Origin of the sequence: Halobacterium sp. GSL-19 (genome assembly GCF_016917855.1) — an archaeon.
In the GTDB taxonomy this organism is placed as follows: Archaea; Halobacteriota; Halobacteria; order Halobacteriales; family Halobacteriaceae; genus Halobacterium; species Halobacterium salinarum.
The window spans coordinates 196021-211118 of sequence record NZ_CP070375.1 but is presented as its reverse complement, the minus strand read 5'-3'; the positions used below and the strand labels follow the sequence as shown (position 1 = coordinate 211118).

The following is a 15098-nucleotide window of genomic DNA, read 5'->3' as shown; positions in this document are numbered from 1 at the left end:
CGCAATGCGCCGTACTGCTGGCTGGAACACCCGAACCGTGGCTGTCATCGTATGAACGAGATCCCGCCGCTCGTGTGTACATCTCGGAAACAAAACCTCGTCGCGCAAAATCTCGTAGTGTGATTAGTTCACGAGAGAAAACATGGGCCTTCGAAACACTACGCACTCCCAAAGTTACCTCCTGGTCGGTTCTCGAGGACTAGCAGTTCAAATAGGGTGCTTCGCGGACCCATTAACCGTGGCTGTTTCGATAACACCTTCGCCAGGGGAGGATTTCACAGCCGATACGTCACGATTTCGGTACTCCCACATTCAGAACAGTGGTCGACGTCCCCAGACTCTAAGGTTGTCCCACAGCGGCGGCATTCGACAAACGAGTCAGTATCTGGCCCACCGAATACACGGATGAGTAACCGAATCATGCGTTCGGATCGACAACGCCGCCGCAGTCCGGGCATTCTGCCCAGTACTGGGCGTCGTTGCTGGTCTCGTATTCGACGAGGACACGGCTCGAACCACGTCCTCGTCGACGACGGTGTCGCCGAGACGGACGGGTTCGACGGCGTCCGGATACACTGTCGCGGTGAGCTGTCGCCGTGCAGCCTTGAACAAGACGAGCCACCGGATGATCTTTATTCCGCCACCCGTCGACCCTGCCGACCCGCCGATGAACGCGACGGCCAACAGGAGCAGCTGTCCCCACGACTGCCACTGTGCGAAGTCGCTTGTCGCGTAGCCGGTCGAGTTGAGTATCGTCACAGTCTGGAACAGTGCCTGCCGGAGCGAGTTCTCTACGATGCCCGCCGTGACACCGCCGTACTCTAGCGCCGGCGCCGTGCCAGTAAACAACAATCCCCAGAGTAACACGGCGATACCAGCGATGACGCCGACGTAAGCCTGGAACTCCCGGTTCCGAAATACCTCGATGTACTCTCCCTGAAGGAGGAAGTAGAACAACGCGAAGTTCGTCCCCGCGACGACGATAAACGGAATTACGAGCCACTGGACCGCCGGCGAGAACGCCGCGATACTCGCAGCCTGCGGGGAAAACCCTCCCGTCGGAAGCGTTGTGAACCCGTGCGCGATTGCGCTGTACAGGTTCATCTCGGGGGCGAGTCCAGCAAGGTGCAGCGCGTACAACAACCCAATGTACAGCAGCGTGATGCCGGCGTAGATCGACCACAGAATGCGTGCCGTCTCGGCGATTTTCGGCGTTAGCTTGTTGAGTTCCGGGCCGGGGGCCTCCGCATCAATCAGTTCAGCCCCGCTGACCGCGAGTTCGGACAGAATCCCCACCATAAGGACAACGATTCCCATCCCGCCGAGCCACTGGGTCAGCTGTCGGTACATCAGTAGCGCGTGAGAGTGTCGCTCGAACGAGATTTCCCCGAGGAGGGTTGATCCCGTCGTGGTGAATCCAGACGTCGACTCGAATAGCGCGTTGACGAACGAGACGACGACGGCGCTCGGCGATTCGAGCGAGAGGCCTACTGTCGATGGCGTGCCGTAGCCAGCGAGCAGATAGGGAATCGCCCCACCGATGGAGACGCCGACCCAGGCGAGCGTGACGAACAAGAACGCCTCCTTGAGCCGCAGGTCGGAGCCGTCTTCGAGTCGTTCGAGCGTGAGCCCGATAGCGACTGTCGCGACGATCGAGACGGCAAAGACTGCGATATCGTCCCCATAGATAACCGCGACAGTCAGTGGGATCACTAGCGGCACGGCAAGGTACTTCAAAACCGTGCCGACGAGCGCAACGCTCTGTCGCCAGTTCACGATCACCTGCATTCAACGACCCTAACTATCGGATTCGGGGGGACAGCAAGAGCCACCCCTAACTCAGAGAGCGTGAGATAGTGCCTGTGCAAGTTCATAGGCGTGAAATCGTTTCCTCGACGACATCGCTGTCCACGAATATCACTGCGTTATCCCCAGGGTCGATGACGGTATCGCCGCGAGGGGTCAGCAGGCTTCCGTTCCGCGTGACTGCCCCGACGACAACCCCTTCCGGAAGATCGTGAATCCCCTCACGAATCGGGCGGTCTGCGAGAACACTGTTCGTATCGATCTGGATCTCGATTACCTCGGCCTGATTGTCGTCCAGTAGAGCGACGTTCAGGGTGCCCTGGTCGCGTACGAAATCAATGATCTCCGCGGCTGTCGCTCGGAGAGGATTTACTGCGGCGTCAACACCCGCGTCTTCGAACAGTTCGACGTACTCACCGTTATCGACGACGGCGACCGCGCGGTCGGCCCCTTTACGCTTAGCTCGCAGGGCGGCCAACAGGTTCTCATCACTGTCGCTCTCCAATGCGGCCACCACAGCATCGACATCAGTCATTCGTTCGTTCTCAAGGAAGTCGCTGTCTCCCGGGTCTTTGGTTCTAACAGTGGTAGCGGACAGCCGTTCGGACAGTTCTCTGGCACGGTCGGCGTCGGATTCAATGAGGTGCGGTCGGAGACCACGGTCTTCGAGCAGCCGGGCGATCTGGTATCCGATATCGCTCCCACCGATGAGCAAGATGTTCGTGGGATCCTGCTCGCCGGGAGTGATCGCGGTGCCGACGTCATGAACCGATCCCGAAGCCCCCACGACGACCACACTGTCGCCGGGCTGGATTCGTGTCTCCCCAGTTGGGATAATTGTCGTTCCCTCGCGGAGGATCGCGACGAAAGTGAGCGAGTCGAACCGATCGGCAGCCCTGATCGTCTGGCCGGCGATCGTACTGTCGGGTCTGATTTTGAACTTGGCCATCTGGACCCGCCCTCCCGCGAACACATCGAGGTTCTGGGCAGTCGAGAGGCCGGTTCCACCGGCAGCGGCGGCGACAGTCAACAGGTTCGTACCGACCATGAAGTCGACGCCGAAAACGTTCTCGGCCTGATCCCAGGTGTCGATGTACTTTACGTCCTTGACGCGGGCGACCGTGGTGACGTCGGCAAGTGATTTCGCCGTCGCACAGGTGAGGAGATTGGCCTCATCACTGTCAGTACATGCAATCAACATGTCGGTGTTTTCGATGTTAGCCGCTCTGAGTGTTTCAATGGATGAACTGTCGCCAGGCACCGCGAGTACGTCGAGGTCGTAGTCTAGCCGGTCAGTCCGGTCAGTGTCCACGTCAACCATCACGATATCGTGGGTAGTATCAAGTTCCGCTGCAACCTTGGTCCCAACCTGGCCAGCACCGGCGATCAGTACACGCATTCGTTAGTGACTGCTTGTTCTGAAATTACTATCCTTTGGTTTGATGCGGTGGTCGTCGGTCGCAGCGCTAGTCAGGCTAACCAACAAACGCGATTCAGCGATAGCCGCGGGGGACAAATCACCGAATGTGCAATTTCGTCTGTGGGTCTCAACTGGGATCGATTACATCGCCTACCGAGCGGTTCGAAAACAATCGATTCGAATTCGACTGCTGTGATACGACGTTTCGGGTCCGGGCGACGGGTATCTATCGAGGTGTAGGCCGACCCCGTGTCCTCGATCGCGGCCACCACAATTTCTGCCTCCGCCTCGTCACTGACTCCATCGACATCGATCGCGATAAGCACCCCACCCACGGCATGGATGCGGATCGTTGCGAGATACGTGGCCGTCCCTTCGCTGTCTTCTCCGACGAATCCGGCTTGTCTGGCCGGCCGGGTAATCTGCAATGCCAGCCCGTCGGATGGCTGCTTGATCGAATTCGCCATATCGTTAGAAGCCTCTGCTAACATGTAATTCTCACATCGACACACCCACCCCCCTCCACAAACCACTACCTCGAACCTAGTTGCGAATACCCAGAAATTCGAGTGCCAAAGTGGGCCACAAGCGAGGCTGTGCCTGAAACCAAATCAATACGCACTAAGAACGCTATCGTCGGCAGTACCCGTTCGCTACCGACTGAGAGCTAGAACTAGCATTAGAGCGATCGGTCGACTACTCGTCCTCGAGCGCGTCGTAGACATCACGGTTGGCTTCCCGATCAGCCGCCGCCACTCGCTCACCCGGCACGTTAAAACCACCATAGGTCGGCTCGACCCGTGAATGGCTACAGATTATGATACCGACGCTGACTAGCTGGATCACGCGCCGGGCCAACCCAGACCCCGCCACCCATCCTCCGCTCCGTGCTTGCTTCGCTGCGCACGCAGCCACAACCCCGAAAACTGGCCCGATACTCATTCCAGAAACCGGGGAACGGGCGCGCAACCGGGCGTGTCTGTCCACCCGATGAAGGGTGCGAGCGAGCACGTAGCGCTACGCATAAACACTAGTCAACTACCCCTCAATAGGCCGTTGCGCCGATCCCCACCCAAATATCACTGAGAGCTGTGAAAAGCGGCCTTATTCCTGAATATAGGATCGCATTATTTTGGAATTAATGGTAACGATTATTTGTAGTTCGTTCTCTATTGCTCGTTGCTCAACCGCGTGAGTGAACGTCTTGCTTCGACGTGCAGTGGTTACTTCCAAGTCGTATGTCCCTACGCTGGAGATAGCCGTATCAACGGATTCGATACTCTCCCCGCCAATCGAAACGTCCAACTTGTCGATGACGTCGTCATTTTCTGTGACTTGCACGTTCACGTCCACCGTCTCCGCCGTTTGATTGTCGATTTTAATGCCGATATTCCCGTTCGTTCCTGTGTCAGCTTGAGTCATCGTTGATCCTTGCGTGGAACTGGAGGTCGGATCCGGGTTGTCGGCGGTTTCGCTATCGGTCAGACATCCCGCGACTGAGGTCAGCCCTGTGATGGGAACTGCCGCTAGGAACGTTCTTCGTTTCATACATTGTTATTCCCATCCCCTTGTAAATTCTTTCTGCCCTTTTGAAGAAGTGAATTATCTCGCTTGTTGTGCATGGCTGGAATTAATCAGCAGCGAACAGCACTGACGGGGTACCCCACTGGTCAATGGAGTTCGTGTAGCTGACCTTCATTTCCTGCTCTACACGATACTTAGCCTCGCGCATGATGGGTTCCGAACATATTGCTCTCAACTGATGGCCGTGTTTCAGGGCGAAATGAGAATCTGCAGAACAGCTCAATTTGAAGGGGGTCGTCGTGTCCCGAGCTCGGCAGCTACGTCGAATCGGTATGTCCCCATCACTGCTAGGCCAAGCATGACTACCCCCGACAGCCCGAAAACGACGAACGGTGAGACTGTCTCTACGAGGTAGCCGCTGAGGAGAAGTGCGACTGGGAACGGCGCCTGTAACAGGGCATTAGTGAGTGTGATGACGATTCCGCGGTGTTCCTCACTGGCTACCTGGACTAAACTGTCACTGGGCACGTTGAACAGTGGCTCGATTGCGCCCAAAACTGCGAGCAGCACTGTCACGACGGTAAGATAGATCAGTGGCGGAAGGTCCGCAGCAGCGGTGCCGCCTCCGGCAACGAGCAGTGCCGCGATTCCAACGCCTCCGATTCCGACCACGTACTTCCGCTCTCGGCCCCATTTGATGAAGTTCACACCGTAGTTTCCCGCAATCTTGCCGCTCTGGAAGCCACACATCAGTACCGCGTAGGCGATTGCGAGTCCGAAGACATCATGCCCAACGACGGTGATAAGCAGGGAGTAGGGTACTGTGGCGATATTGATGACGATTCCAAACAAAAGAACATCCCTGACAATGGAGCCACGCATCACGGAGACGCCGCCCTGGAAATCACTCACGAAATCGGCCGTTGACACCCCATCGTTCTGGTCACCGTCGTCGGTCTGGGGCAGCAACAAGAGCGCAAAAGCGGCAGCGCCGGTCGCACCGGCCGCCCCTGCCAACGTTGTGATCGGTCCGACGAGACTCGTCGCGATTCCGCCAAGAACCATGAACGCGACAGAAAGAGTAGTTGCGACTATATAGAACAGCGAATTCGCCTCGTCCAAATCGGCGTCCCCGACCAGATCCGGTAGCATTGACTCACGTGAGTTGTGGTACGCAGCCCGAGTAATCGAAGTCGCCGCAAGCACGGTATACACGTGAATCGGGGCTACGGTACCCACGCTCGCGATGACGGGAACGGCCGCTACGCAGGCTGCCTCGGCGGCCACTGCACCAATCGCGACTGATTTTCGTGGGAGAGAGTCAATGAGGTATCCCAGAATCGGGGCGACCACGACGTCTGGTGTGGTCCTCAACGCCATTGCGACCCCCAGCTGTACTGGGCTGCCAGTTAACTCCAATACGAGCCACGGGATGGCGATACCACGGAGCCCTCCGCCGAGTTTTATTACTGTCTCTCCCGCAAGGAGCCGCCTGAAGCTTCGGTTCTCACGCAGGACTGTGTCAGTCATGCTAACTCCCCGATCGCTGGCTGCAGGTAACTACTGACGGACTCACCATGGAATTGAATTAACTCTCGACGCCGACATCTGTGTGCCCTCCGGCTACACGTCGAACAATTGTGGCTTCAAAGTTATGCCCAACAGTCAGGCAAATCATCGTGCCACCATCCCACAGGGTATCCCGAGACAGACTTCCAGCGTCCGTGCTCAATGACAGTTATAAGTTCATTTGAATCTGCCAAGTCGTCGACTGAGACGATGAAACTGGGTTGCTCCACAGGGGACACTCCTCGGCCATCGGTTCCGTCGCTTCCGCGCCTTCTGGCAGGTCAAGCACACCAGTCAACCGATCAAAACGGTTGGCGATCGTCCCGCGAAGAGTACTTCGATCCCGCCCCGTCGAGCTCGTTTTGACCGACAACAAAGAGGCCTCGCCACGCCTAACTCGGTCGGCCGCTCGGCGAAGCAGCCCTGTCAACAGAGGGACTGCCAGTTTGACGATCGGTCATGAAACACGGGTGATCTCGAACGGATATACTCTGGCTGCGATACGAGTTCTCCCCGGAAGCGTACTGATTGAATCCTCTATCGAGGTGCCAAAGAACTGCTCACGGGCGTGTTTCCCGTGAGAGCACTGCATCCGCTGGAAGCGGATCTGCTTATCAGTTATCAACAGAACTCCGTTCCGAACCGGTCAGGAGAGTATCGGGTCGTGTGACCCAACAGCTGATTGTACGGAGCGCCGTCCCACGAGCGTCCCAACAGTGACGACCAGCATGATGCCAAGCGAGAGTGGAAGCGGCTGACTTCCAACCACCAAATTCCCCACCGGGGTTTGGTAGAGGACCGTTGCTGGGGCTGCGCCACCCAATGCGACGGCAGCCAGCCCAGCCAAAGTCTGGTGGACGTACTGATCCGGTTCAATGTACAGGTGTACGCCGGCGAGGACTGGGAGACTGCCAAGCACAAGTCCCAGCAGTTCACCAGTGAGCGGGTCAACGTACAGGATCCAGCACAACGGTATAAACGCACCAGCGGCGATGCTGAGATCGAATCTCTGTTCACGTGAGAGGGCGGACACCATACGCATCCATCTCTGGGATTGACAATAAACCCTCCTCTTGACTCAGAACAAGATTCCAGGTCCCGCGAGGAGTCATCCGTACCGGCTCGAAACGCGTCTACGATGCTCTCGACATCCCTCCGGCCTCACGCTCCATCTCGGATCAACAACAGTTAGTGTGCTTGCTGCCCGGCTGCGCTGGTCTTTCGGACCAATCGTCATCTCCACCGCCCACGTCCTCGGCCGTCTCATCTACATCATCGTGGCGAACGCCCTGTTTTCGGCAGTTGTGTACTGCTCTATCGAGACCCAACCCGAAACCGGACTGGTGGTGTACCACCACAGCGTTCAGCTACGCCACGCGATCGAACCGGGGTCAGTGGTGCACCTGTCCACGCAGCCAACGTGGGCTGATGTTTATGCTGGCTGCGTGAATACCGTACTGTACATGCATGCTAGCGGGGGGCTCAACGATGGGTGGCTACCGTGATCGGGCTGACCGTGCTTTCGGGGGCGGCGACGAACCGCTGCTCCGCGTCGCAAGTGGCGGATATCGTCGAGTACTTCGACACGGACGTGCTGTACACACGGCAGGCAAATCAGACACATTTCCTTCGGGACTGTGTGCCGGATTCCGTGACGGTTGCGTACCACAACCCGCGGTCGCGGGGCGCCGAGCGCGTGACGCCCCAGAACGACGTGGAACTGGTCACAGTGACGTCGCCGAGTGAACTTGCAGCGTTCGCAGCAGACGGGCTCGGAGCGCGTCAGTCGGAGTTGTTTGTGCTCTCAGACTTGCTCTCCGTTTCGATCAATCTCACGGCGCTCGAAACGGAGCTTAGCGGGCTATCAGCGTACCAAGACGCACTAGATGGGGCCGGTGATGAAGTGGTACATCTGACGACGGGTGCGAACCCATCGTACCGCGGGGAGTGGGCTGGGATCTCGGTGCAGGGCGTGATGCCGGGCGCAAACGAGCAACAGGGCACGCCCACGGCGGGCGTCGCACATCTCGAACTCCGGCAGAACGGCGTTGTGCTGGTGAAGACGCGAACGCTCAGTGATTTCGGGCTTGAAACCGTCACTGGCGTCGGGCACCGACGCGCGGAGCTGCTCAACAACGCGGAGATTCGATCGCGGGCAGATTTGGCACAGGCAGAAGTCTACGAAATCGCTCAGCTTGACGGCATCGGGAAGAAAACCGCGAGGACGATCGTCGAGTCAGCCGAGGTCGTTGAGCAGCGCGAAGCCCGAGTCGCGCCGGACGAGTCGCTTCCGTCACGCGAGCCGATATTCATTGACATCGAGACTGACGGCCTGAATCCAACGATGGTCTGGCTCATTGGCGTGGTAACCCGGGCGTCCGGGGACCGGTTCATTCCGTTCATCGAGACTGACCCGGAGAAACCGGCAGCGGCGCTCCGCGCGTTCATGGACTGGCTTGCCGAATTCGGCCGGAACAGACCAATCGTCGCGTATAACGGCTGGCAGTTCGACTTCCCGGTCATCGAAGAGCACGTCGCCGAGCACTGTCCCGAACACAACGAAACGTGGGCGAACACCGCTAAATTCGACCTCTACCACTGGGCAGTGACGAAGAACAACGCGTTACTGCCGGGCATTACGAACAAGCTCGCGGACGTTGCATCAGCGCTCGGCTGGGAGGACAGCGAGACGGGACTGACTGGGCGGGCTGTCGGGCGTCGGTTCCAACGGTACGCCGAGAACCCTGGTCCGGAGACGGAGTTAGAGTGGGAGCGCCACAAGCGATACTGCGAGGACGACGTGCGAGCGCTCGTCCACGTCTACGACCGCATCGCGGACACGGAGACGCTGATGGCACAAACCGGCGAGAGCACACAGTCAGCGGGCACGGAGAGCACACAGGGAACCCTTGCGGACTTCTCACGATGAGCAACGAATCAACTCGATCGTCGAACACGGTGCTGGACGCTGAATCGCTTGCGGAGTCGTTCCCGGAGTACGAGCAGCAGTTACAGGAGACTGCGGTCCAGGCGGCCAGCGACGCCGACACGGTTCCCCCAGGTGAGGTGCTGCCGGACGTGCTAGCCGAGCAGCTGGAGTACGACCTGTACACACACCAGGCGGAAGCACTACGGACGCTCAAGGACGGCTCGAATGTGAGCGTCGCCACGTCCACGTCTTCGGGGAAAACGTGGGTGTACGCCCTATATTTCGCGCTCCGAAAGCTGGAAAATCCCGACGCCCGCGGGCTGTTCCTTTACCCGACGAAGGCGTTGAGTGCCGGGCAACAAGAGGCACTGAATGGGCTGTTCGATCAGCTCGGCGTGGACGCCCGAGCCGAGACGTACGACGGCGACACTGACCAAGACAGGAAACAGATCATCCGCGAGCGGGTCGACGTGCCGATCTCGAATTTCGCGGGCATCAATCAGTACTTGGACGCCCACCAGAAGTGGCGCGCCGTCTTTGCGAACTGCGAGCTCGTCGTGATCGACGAGGCACACACGTACTCCGGCGTTCACGGAATGCACGTGTCATGGGTGATTCGGCGGCTTCGACGGCTGCTCGACCACTACGGTGCCGACCCACAGCTCGTCTGTACAACCGCGACGATCGGAAACCCAGCCGAGCATGCGCGCCTGCTCACTGGGGCGGCGTTTGATGTGATCGCCGACGACGGCAGTCCGCATGGGCGACGCGAGATCGCGTTCTGGCAGCCGCCCCTCCAGGACGACGGCGACGTCGTTGACACCGTCGGTGACTCCCCGTTGCCCGCAATGCGGAAGAGCACGGCCAGCGAAGCCGCGAGTGTCCTCGCTCACTTGACGAACCACGACATGCAGACGCTGATGTTCACGGACTCCCGGCAGGGAACGGAGATCAGTGTGAAGCGTGCGATCGAAAACGCATCCGCGCATCCGGCGTCGAGAACCGACACCGAGTACGCGCCGTATCACGCGGGGCTGAGCCAGGGCAAGCGCGAAGCCACCGAGAACGCCCTGCGGGCCGGCGAGGTCGACGGGGTCGTGTCGACAAGCGCGCTCGAACTGGGTATCGACATCGGGACGATGGACGCGACGGTCATCTCGGGGTATCCCGGGACGCGACAGTCGTTCTGGCAGCGTATCGGGCGCGCAGGCCGCGGCACGTCGAACTCACTCGCCGTGTACGTCCCCGAAACTGATGGCGTTGACCAGTACATCCTGGACAACCCGGCGTATCTGCTGGGTGATAACATCGAGGACGCGGTTGTAACCCTCTCAAACAATCCCGTGTTCGCGCAACACGTCCTGTGTGCCGCGTCCGAGCGACCGCTCACTCGTGCGGACGCTGACTGGTTCGGACCGGAGGACCGGCTTGAACGCGCGGTCGAGATGTGGGCGGATGCCGGCCAGATGGGCGGGAGTCTCGACCGTGGCGCGCAGTACAGCGGGACCGCGCGACCCCAAAGCGAGATCTCGATTTACACGACCTCGGGCGAGCAGTACGAGGTTCGCCAAACCGACGGCGAGATCGATATGGAGCCACTGGACAAAGAACGAGTGTACCGCCAGTACCACCCGGGGGCTATCGTCGTGTATGACGGCCAGCAGTACGAGGTCCAAGCGGTCGTTGAGGATACGTACCGGCCGTACGTGGAAGTCGAGTCGACGAACACGCGGAACTACACGCAAGCCATCCACACGAAGACGATCGATAACCTGTCGGTCGACCGGACTCGATCCCTCGGGAACGGCTATCAGCTAGCTGCTGGGGTGGGGCGCGTTGTCACCGATTACAGCGCGTACAACGTCGTCGATATGTTTGAGGGGACGGTCGAGGAGCCGATGGTGCCGATCGACCTGCCGCCGATATCGATTCGAACGCAACTCATGTGGATCTCGTTCCCGGACCGTATTATCGACCGCGTGAGAGCGGCCGTCCCGACCAACGACTACCTCACCCCGGATGCAGACAGCGACTTCGTGGCGCTCGGGGAGTGCGAATACACGCTGGCTGGTGGGCTTCACGGTGGCGAGCACGGGATGATCAAGATGTCCCCACTAGAGCTACGCCTCGATAACGACGATCTGGGCGGCCTCTCCCAACTAGCCCATCCGGAGGTCGAATCCCCCGTCTGGTTCATTCACGATGCCGTTGAGGGCGGTGTCGGGTTCGCGCACAGCATCTACGACAACTTCGAAGCTGTCGCGGAACGTACCCGCGAACGCATCGCCCAGTGTGACTGCGGACGGACAGACGGTTGCCCCGCTTGCCTGATGAGCAGTCAATGCGGGAACCAAAACGAACCACTCCATCGCACCGCTGCCACTGAGCTGCTGGACGCTGCCTTGGCACAGTTGCGTGACGAAGACTAACCGACGGGGTCCACGCGAGCCCGCTGTGTCACTGAACTAGAGTCACTGCCATCCAGACATTTATGCACGCCCTCTCCCACAACTGGGTAGATGCAGCTCTCACGCTCTGATCCAGAGTACCAGCACATCGCGAGCTTCGACATTGAGACGACGCATTACGACCCGACCGAGGGTGAAATCGTCTCGATCGGGATCGCTGTCCACGACCGGGCGACGGCTGTTGAGCGCGCTGAAACCCACATCCTGCATCGTACTGTCGATCGCGATGAACCCGCTCTCGTGCAGGCGGCGTACGACATCCTCGACGAGTCTAGTGCGGAGTTCCTTGTGACGTTCAACGGTCGTGACTTCGACTTCGGCTTCTGCGATGACCGGCTTGCTCATCATGGCGTCCAGACGTCTCGACCGACACTCGATACGCCGACCACCCACCTCGACCTGCTTCACGACGACCGAAAGGCAAAGGCTGATCAGCGCAACGAGAAGTGGCCCAGTCTGGAGGAGGCACTACGCGCGTACGGTTACGAAACGGAGCCAACGCTCTGGGACGGTGCCGAACTCACCAACACGCGCTTCGGTGCGGAGCTCGGCCCCGCATACCTGAATGCTCTCGGCCGCGACCCGGAGCGCGCAGCGGACCTCCGGGCGGTGATCGACGAGTATCTCCGGGATGACATCGACAAGAACCTCCTGCTCTACTACTACGACATCGGGCACCTGACCCCTGCCGTGTAGCCTCCACTGCATTCCTCGCAGTCCGCTGTCGGCGCTTCACTGACTCTGTGCAGCTGATCCCTCTCGGGTCGACACTCCGATCCATGGGCAGGTGACTGTGGGTACGCCCGCACTGTGCACTCCGTCGATCCCATCAACGAGACACGGCCTCCGAACCCAAGTGCACTGTCAGTGTAGACCGTAAATATAACTCCTGCTGACTTATGCGCATTTAGACGAGCATGGATGGTGCTTCGACTGAGGCGATCTCTCCTGAGGACGCGTTTGCATTGTTGGGTCATGACATCAGGATCAGTATCGTCCAAGCCCTGTGGGAACTCGACAACGAGCCAGCGTCGTTCTCCGAGCTCCGAGACACAGCGGCAATCACTGACAGCGGCCAATTTAATTATCACCTCGGGGAACTCAGGGGCGTCTTCGTGCGAGAAACGGAAGACGGGTATACGTTGAATTATGCCGGTCGCAGTGTCGTCGGTGCCATTCTAGATGGCACATATACGAAACAGAGACGCGTCCCCGAATACGGTGCGGGGTTCAGGTGTGCGGTGTGTGATACGGAGCTCACGGCGTCGTATTCCGATTCCGCGTTCCGGATCACGTGCACAGAGTGTGACTACTTGATCTCTCGGGTTGATTTGCCCCCAGGGGCGGTTGATGATCGTGATGAGAGCGCGCTGGTCTCGACGGCGTCGTACTGGATTCAAGCCAAGTTTTTCCTGATCACGAACGGTGTCTGTCCGAACTGCGCGGGGCCCATGGAGCATTCTTGGCGGACAGATGTGGCGTACGAAAACCACGAGTTCGTGCTCCAGGCCGACTGCGTGGACTGCATGAACACTGCAACCGCGACCGGCATGTGGGCTTATGCGAATCACCCCGCTGTTGTGTCCTTTTTCTACGAGCACGACATCAACCTCCATGAAAACTGGTGGCACAGTCAGTTGCTCATTGGAGGCGGAGCAGCGAGAATCCGTTCTCGGGACCCGTGGCGTGGGGCTGTGAGCTACGCTGTCGACGGGGAGGTCCTTGCGTTGGTTGTCGACGAATCCGGGCAAGTGGTGGCCGAGGAGCGTCGTTGAGTGCATCCACCCACACTAAATTAACTCAGGTAACAGAAACGAGTGTCTGCTAACGTATTTCCCCCGATGAAACCTCACCCCTCTCGTGCATGCCATTCCAACTCCCACTCACTAAGACCCGTTTTTCCGATCTCCTGGCCAATACAACGTTTGCCCGACTACTCGCCGGCCGAATAATAACCGACGCAGGGGACAGCCTGTATTATATCGGGTCCATGTGGCTCGTGTACGACCTCACGGGCTCCACGTTCTACACGGGACTCGCCGCTGCCCTCCTGCAAGTCCCCAACGTCCTGAGCTTCCTCGTTGGGCCACTCATCGATCGCTGGGATCTCCGCCCGATCCTCCTCGGCACACAACTGACCAATGCACTCGGTGTCCTCATCGTCCCACTCGTCGCTACACTCGGCCACCTCACGGTCTGGTGGGTTCTCATCCTCATGCCAATTCTCGATCTCATCAATGGCTTCGTGTACCCCGCCCAGAACGCAGCCCTTCCGAAAATAGTCGGAAGCGAGCAACTCACTCGCGCGAACTCCATGTTCACGACGTCGATCCGGACCGTCGGTATGATAGCAAACGCAGTCGCCGGGGTTCTAATATCCGCCCTCGGAGCAATCGCACTCTTCGCCATTGACGCCACCACCTTCGTACTCGCAGGCGTCCTCTTCCTCGGCGTCACCACCACGAACTCCACGAACACCACAGACGACCAGTCCAGCGCCAGTGACGACGCTACCACTGACGACAGCTACCTCACTGACCTCCGTGGCGGCATCGCTTACGTCAGAGGGTCGGCACTCTCCGTTATTCTCCTCGGCATGATGCTCGGGAACTTCGTCTCAGTGGCTGTCAACGTCGTCCTCCCTGCGTTCGCAAACTCGATCGGGGCCCATCTGTCTACGGATTTCTGATGGCCGCGATGGGTGCCGGCAATCTAGCCGGTGCTGCTGTCGCTTCGTACATCGAACGATACACAGTCGGCCAAATCGCTGTCGGCTCGAATCTCACTGCGGGTGTGTTCTGGATTGCCGCCGTGATGATACCCGGCTCGATCCCGACCATGGCGTTACTGTTCGGGGCCGTGCTTCCCGTTGGCGCGTTCAATGTGATATACGGCTCGATGTATCAGTCTGCGGTGGACGACTCACTTCTCGGCCGGGTTTCATCGCTCACTAGAACGCTTTCCTCAGTCATGATGCCACTGGGAGGGCTTGTCGGTGGTGCTGCCGCTAATGTAATCTCCAGCCAGGGGGTGCTCTACATTGTCGGCGGCACCCACATTGTGCTCGCGGTGTTCTATCTCAGTCACCCACGTATTCGGTCACTTCCAACGGTGGTTGACGCGGATGAAGCCGCGCTTGGGCTCTAACCGGGAGGGTGATTGCGACGAGTGCTACGAGGTTGACCCGGGGAGAACGCACAATTCGGGAGCACGTACCAACCCATTTTAACCCGGCGTTGAATCACAACCCACTCGCAGGACGACTTCATCGCAACCGATATGCAGGAGCTATGATTACTATGTCCTCGATAAAAGGTATCTCCGTTCTCGAATTTCAGACGGGCAGAGTACCGTCTGTCACTTCGGATTTCGACGTATCGCC

At 58.9% G+C, this 15098-nt stretch carries 12 protein-coding genes; 6 read left to right on the top strand and 6 right to left on the bottom strand.

Annotated elements, in window-relative coordinates; genetic code table 11:
- Positions 1 to 378: 378 nt before the first annotated feature.
- The 6 genes from JT689_RS00925 to JT689_RS00900 all read right to left on the bottom strand — a co-directional run bounded on the left by JT689_RS00925 (position 379) and on the right by JT689_RS00900 (position 7355).
- Positions 379 to 1788: a TrkH family potassium uptake protein gene (locus JT689_RS00925; protein WP_205250672.1), complete on the bottom strand. Its 1410-nt coding sequence runs from the start codon at positions 1786 to 1788 to the stop codon at positions 379 to 381.
- Positions 1789 to 1870: 82 nt separating this feature from the next.
- Positions 1871 to 3205 (bottom strand): Trk system potassium transporter TrkA, encoded by a 1335-nt coding sequence (gene trkA, locus JT689_RS00920; protein ID WP_012289678.1) that lies wholly within the window; start codon positions 3203 to 3205, stop codon positions 1871 to 1873.
- Positions 3206 to 3276: 71 nt separating this feature from the next.
- The gene (locus JT689_RS00915) at positions 3277 to 3693 is read right to left on the bottom strand and encodes a hypothetical protein (protein WP_148265518.1); all 417 of its coding nucleotides are present in this window, start codon (positions 3691 to 3693) and stop codon (positions 3277 to 3279) included.
- Positions 3694 to 4330: 637 nt separating this feature from the next.
- On the bottom strand, positions 4331 to 4774 hold the full coding sequence (locus tag JT689_RS00910) for a hypothetical protein (protein WP_148265517.1): 444 nt from the start codon (positions 4772 to 4774) through the stop codon (positions 4331 to 4333).
- A 255-nt stretch (positions 4775 to 5029) separates the two neighbouring features.
- Positions 5030 to 6280 carry an MFS transporter gene (locus JT689_RS00905; protein ID WP_012289673.1) on the bottom strand — a complete coding sequence of 417 codons (1251 nt, stop codon included), beginning with the start codon at positions 6278 to 6280 and terminating at the stop codon, positions 5030 to 5032.
- A 685-nt stretch (positions 6281 to 6965) separates the two neighbouring features.
- The gene (locus tag JT689_RS00900; RefSeq protein WP_012289672.1) at positions 6966 to 7355 is read right to left on the bottom strand and encodes a hypothetical protein; all 390 of its coding nucleotides are present in this window, start codon (positions 7353 to 7355) and stop codon (positions 6966 to 6968) included.
- A gap of 465 nt (positions 7356 to 7820) precedes the next feature.
- Here JT689_RS00900 and JT689_RS00895 point away from each other — a divergent pair, with 465 nt between their 5' ends.
- From JT689_RS00895 to JT689_RS12390, 6 genes are all read left to right on the top strand, one after another.
- Positions 7821 to 9248, top strand: coding sequence for a ribonuclease H-like domain-containing protein (locus tag JT689_RS00895; RefSeq protein WP_148265526.1), 1428 nt, complete (start codon positions 7821 to 7823; stop codon positions 9246 to 9248).
- Positions 9245 to 11677, top strand: coding sequence for a DEAD/DEAH box helicase (locus tag JT689_RS00890; protein WP_012289669.1), 2433 nt, complete (start codon positions 9245 to 9247; stop codon positions 11675 to 11677). Before JT689_RS00895 ends, JT689_RS00890 begins: the two co-directional genes overlap by 4 nt.
- 90 nt (positions 11678 to 11767) lie before the next feature.
- The gene (locus JT689_RS00885; RefSeq protein WP_012289668.1) at positions 11768 to 12412 is read left to right on the top strand and encodes a ribonuclease H-like domain-containing protein; all 645 of its coding nucleotides are present in this window, start codon (positions 11768 to 11770) and stop codon (positions 12410 to 12412) included.
- Between the two features lie 221 nt (positions 12413 to 12633).
- Positions 12634 to 13491, top strand: a complete 858-nt coding sequence (locus tag JT689_RS00880) for a helix-turn-helix domain-containing protein (RefSeq protein WP_012289667.1) — start codon at positions 12634 to 12636, stop codon at positions 13489 to 13491.
- A gap of 89 nt (positions 13492 to 13580) precedes the next feature.
- The gene (locus tag JT689_RS12395) at positions 13581 to 14405 is read left to right on the top strand and encodes an MFS transporter (protein ID WP_012289666.1); all 825 of its coding nucleotides are present in this window, start codon (positions 13581 to 13583) and stop codon (positions 14403 to 14405) included.
- Positions 14405 to 14863, top strand: coding sequence for a hypothetical protein (locus tag JT689_RS12390; protein ID WP_049892731.1), 459 nt, complete (start codon positions 14405 to 14407; stop codon positions 14861 to 14863). Before JT689_RS12395 ends, JT689_RS12390 begins: the two co-directional genes overlap by 1 nt.
- Positions 14864 to 15098: the final 235 nt, after the last annotated feature.

What these genes read in the sequence shown, in the direction of transcription:
- JT689_RS00890 (WP_012289669.1), top strand. Translation starts at nt 9,245, where the DNA reads ATGAGCAACGAATCAACTCGATCGTCGAACACGGTGCTGGACGCTGAA.
- JT689_RS00910 (WP_148265517.1), bottom strand. Translation starts at nt 4,774, where the DNA reads ATGAAACGAAGAACGTTCCTAGCGGCAGTTCCCATCACAGGGCTGACC.
- JT689_RS00880 (WP_012289667.1), top strand. Translation starts at nt 12,634, where the DNA reads ATGGATGGTGCTTCGACTGAGGCGATCTCTCCTGAGGACGCGTTTGCA.
- JT689_RS00915 (WP_148265518.1), bottom strand. Translation starts at nt 3,693, where the DNA reads ATGGCGAATTCGATCAAGCAGCCATCCGACGGGCTGGCATTGCAGATT.
- JT689_RS00925 (WP_205250672.1), bottom strand. Translation starts at nt 1,788, where the DNA reads ATGCAGGTGATCGTGAACTGGCGACAGAGCGTTGCGCTCGTCGGCACG.
- JT689_RS00900 (WP_012289672.1), bottom strand. Translation starts at nt 7,355, where the DNA reads ATGGTGTCCGCCCTCTCACGTGAACAGAGATTCGATCTCAGCATCGCC.
- trkA (WP_012289678.1), bottom strand. Translation starts at nt 3,205, where the DNA reads ATGCGTGTACTGATCGCCGGTGCTGGCCAGGTTGGGACCAAGGTTGCA.
- JT689_RS12390 (WP_049892731.1), top strand. Translation starts at nt 14,405, where the DNA reads ATGGCCGCGATGGGTGCCGGCAATCTAGCCGGTGCTGCTGTCGCTTCG.
- JT689_RS00885 (WP_012289668.1), top strand. Translation starts at nt 11,768, where the DNA reads ATGCAGCTCTCACGCTCTGATCCAGAGTACCAGCACATCGCGAGCTTC.
- JT689_RS00905 (WP_012289673.1), bottom strand. Translation starts at nt 6,280, where the DNA reads ATGACTGACACAGTCCTGCGTGAGAACCGAAGCTTCAGGCGGCTCCTT.
- JT689_RS12395 (WP_012289666.1), top strand. Translation starts at nt 13,581, where the DNA reads ATGCCATTCCAACTCCCACTCACTAAGACCCGTTTTTCCGATCTCCTG.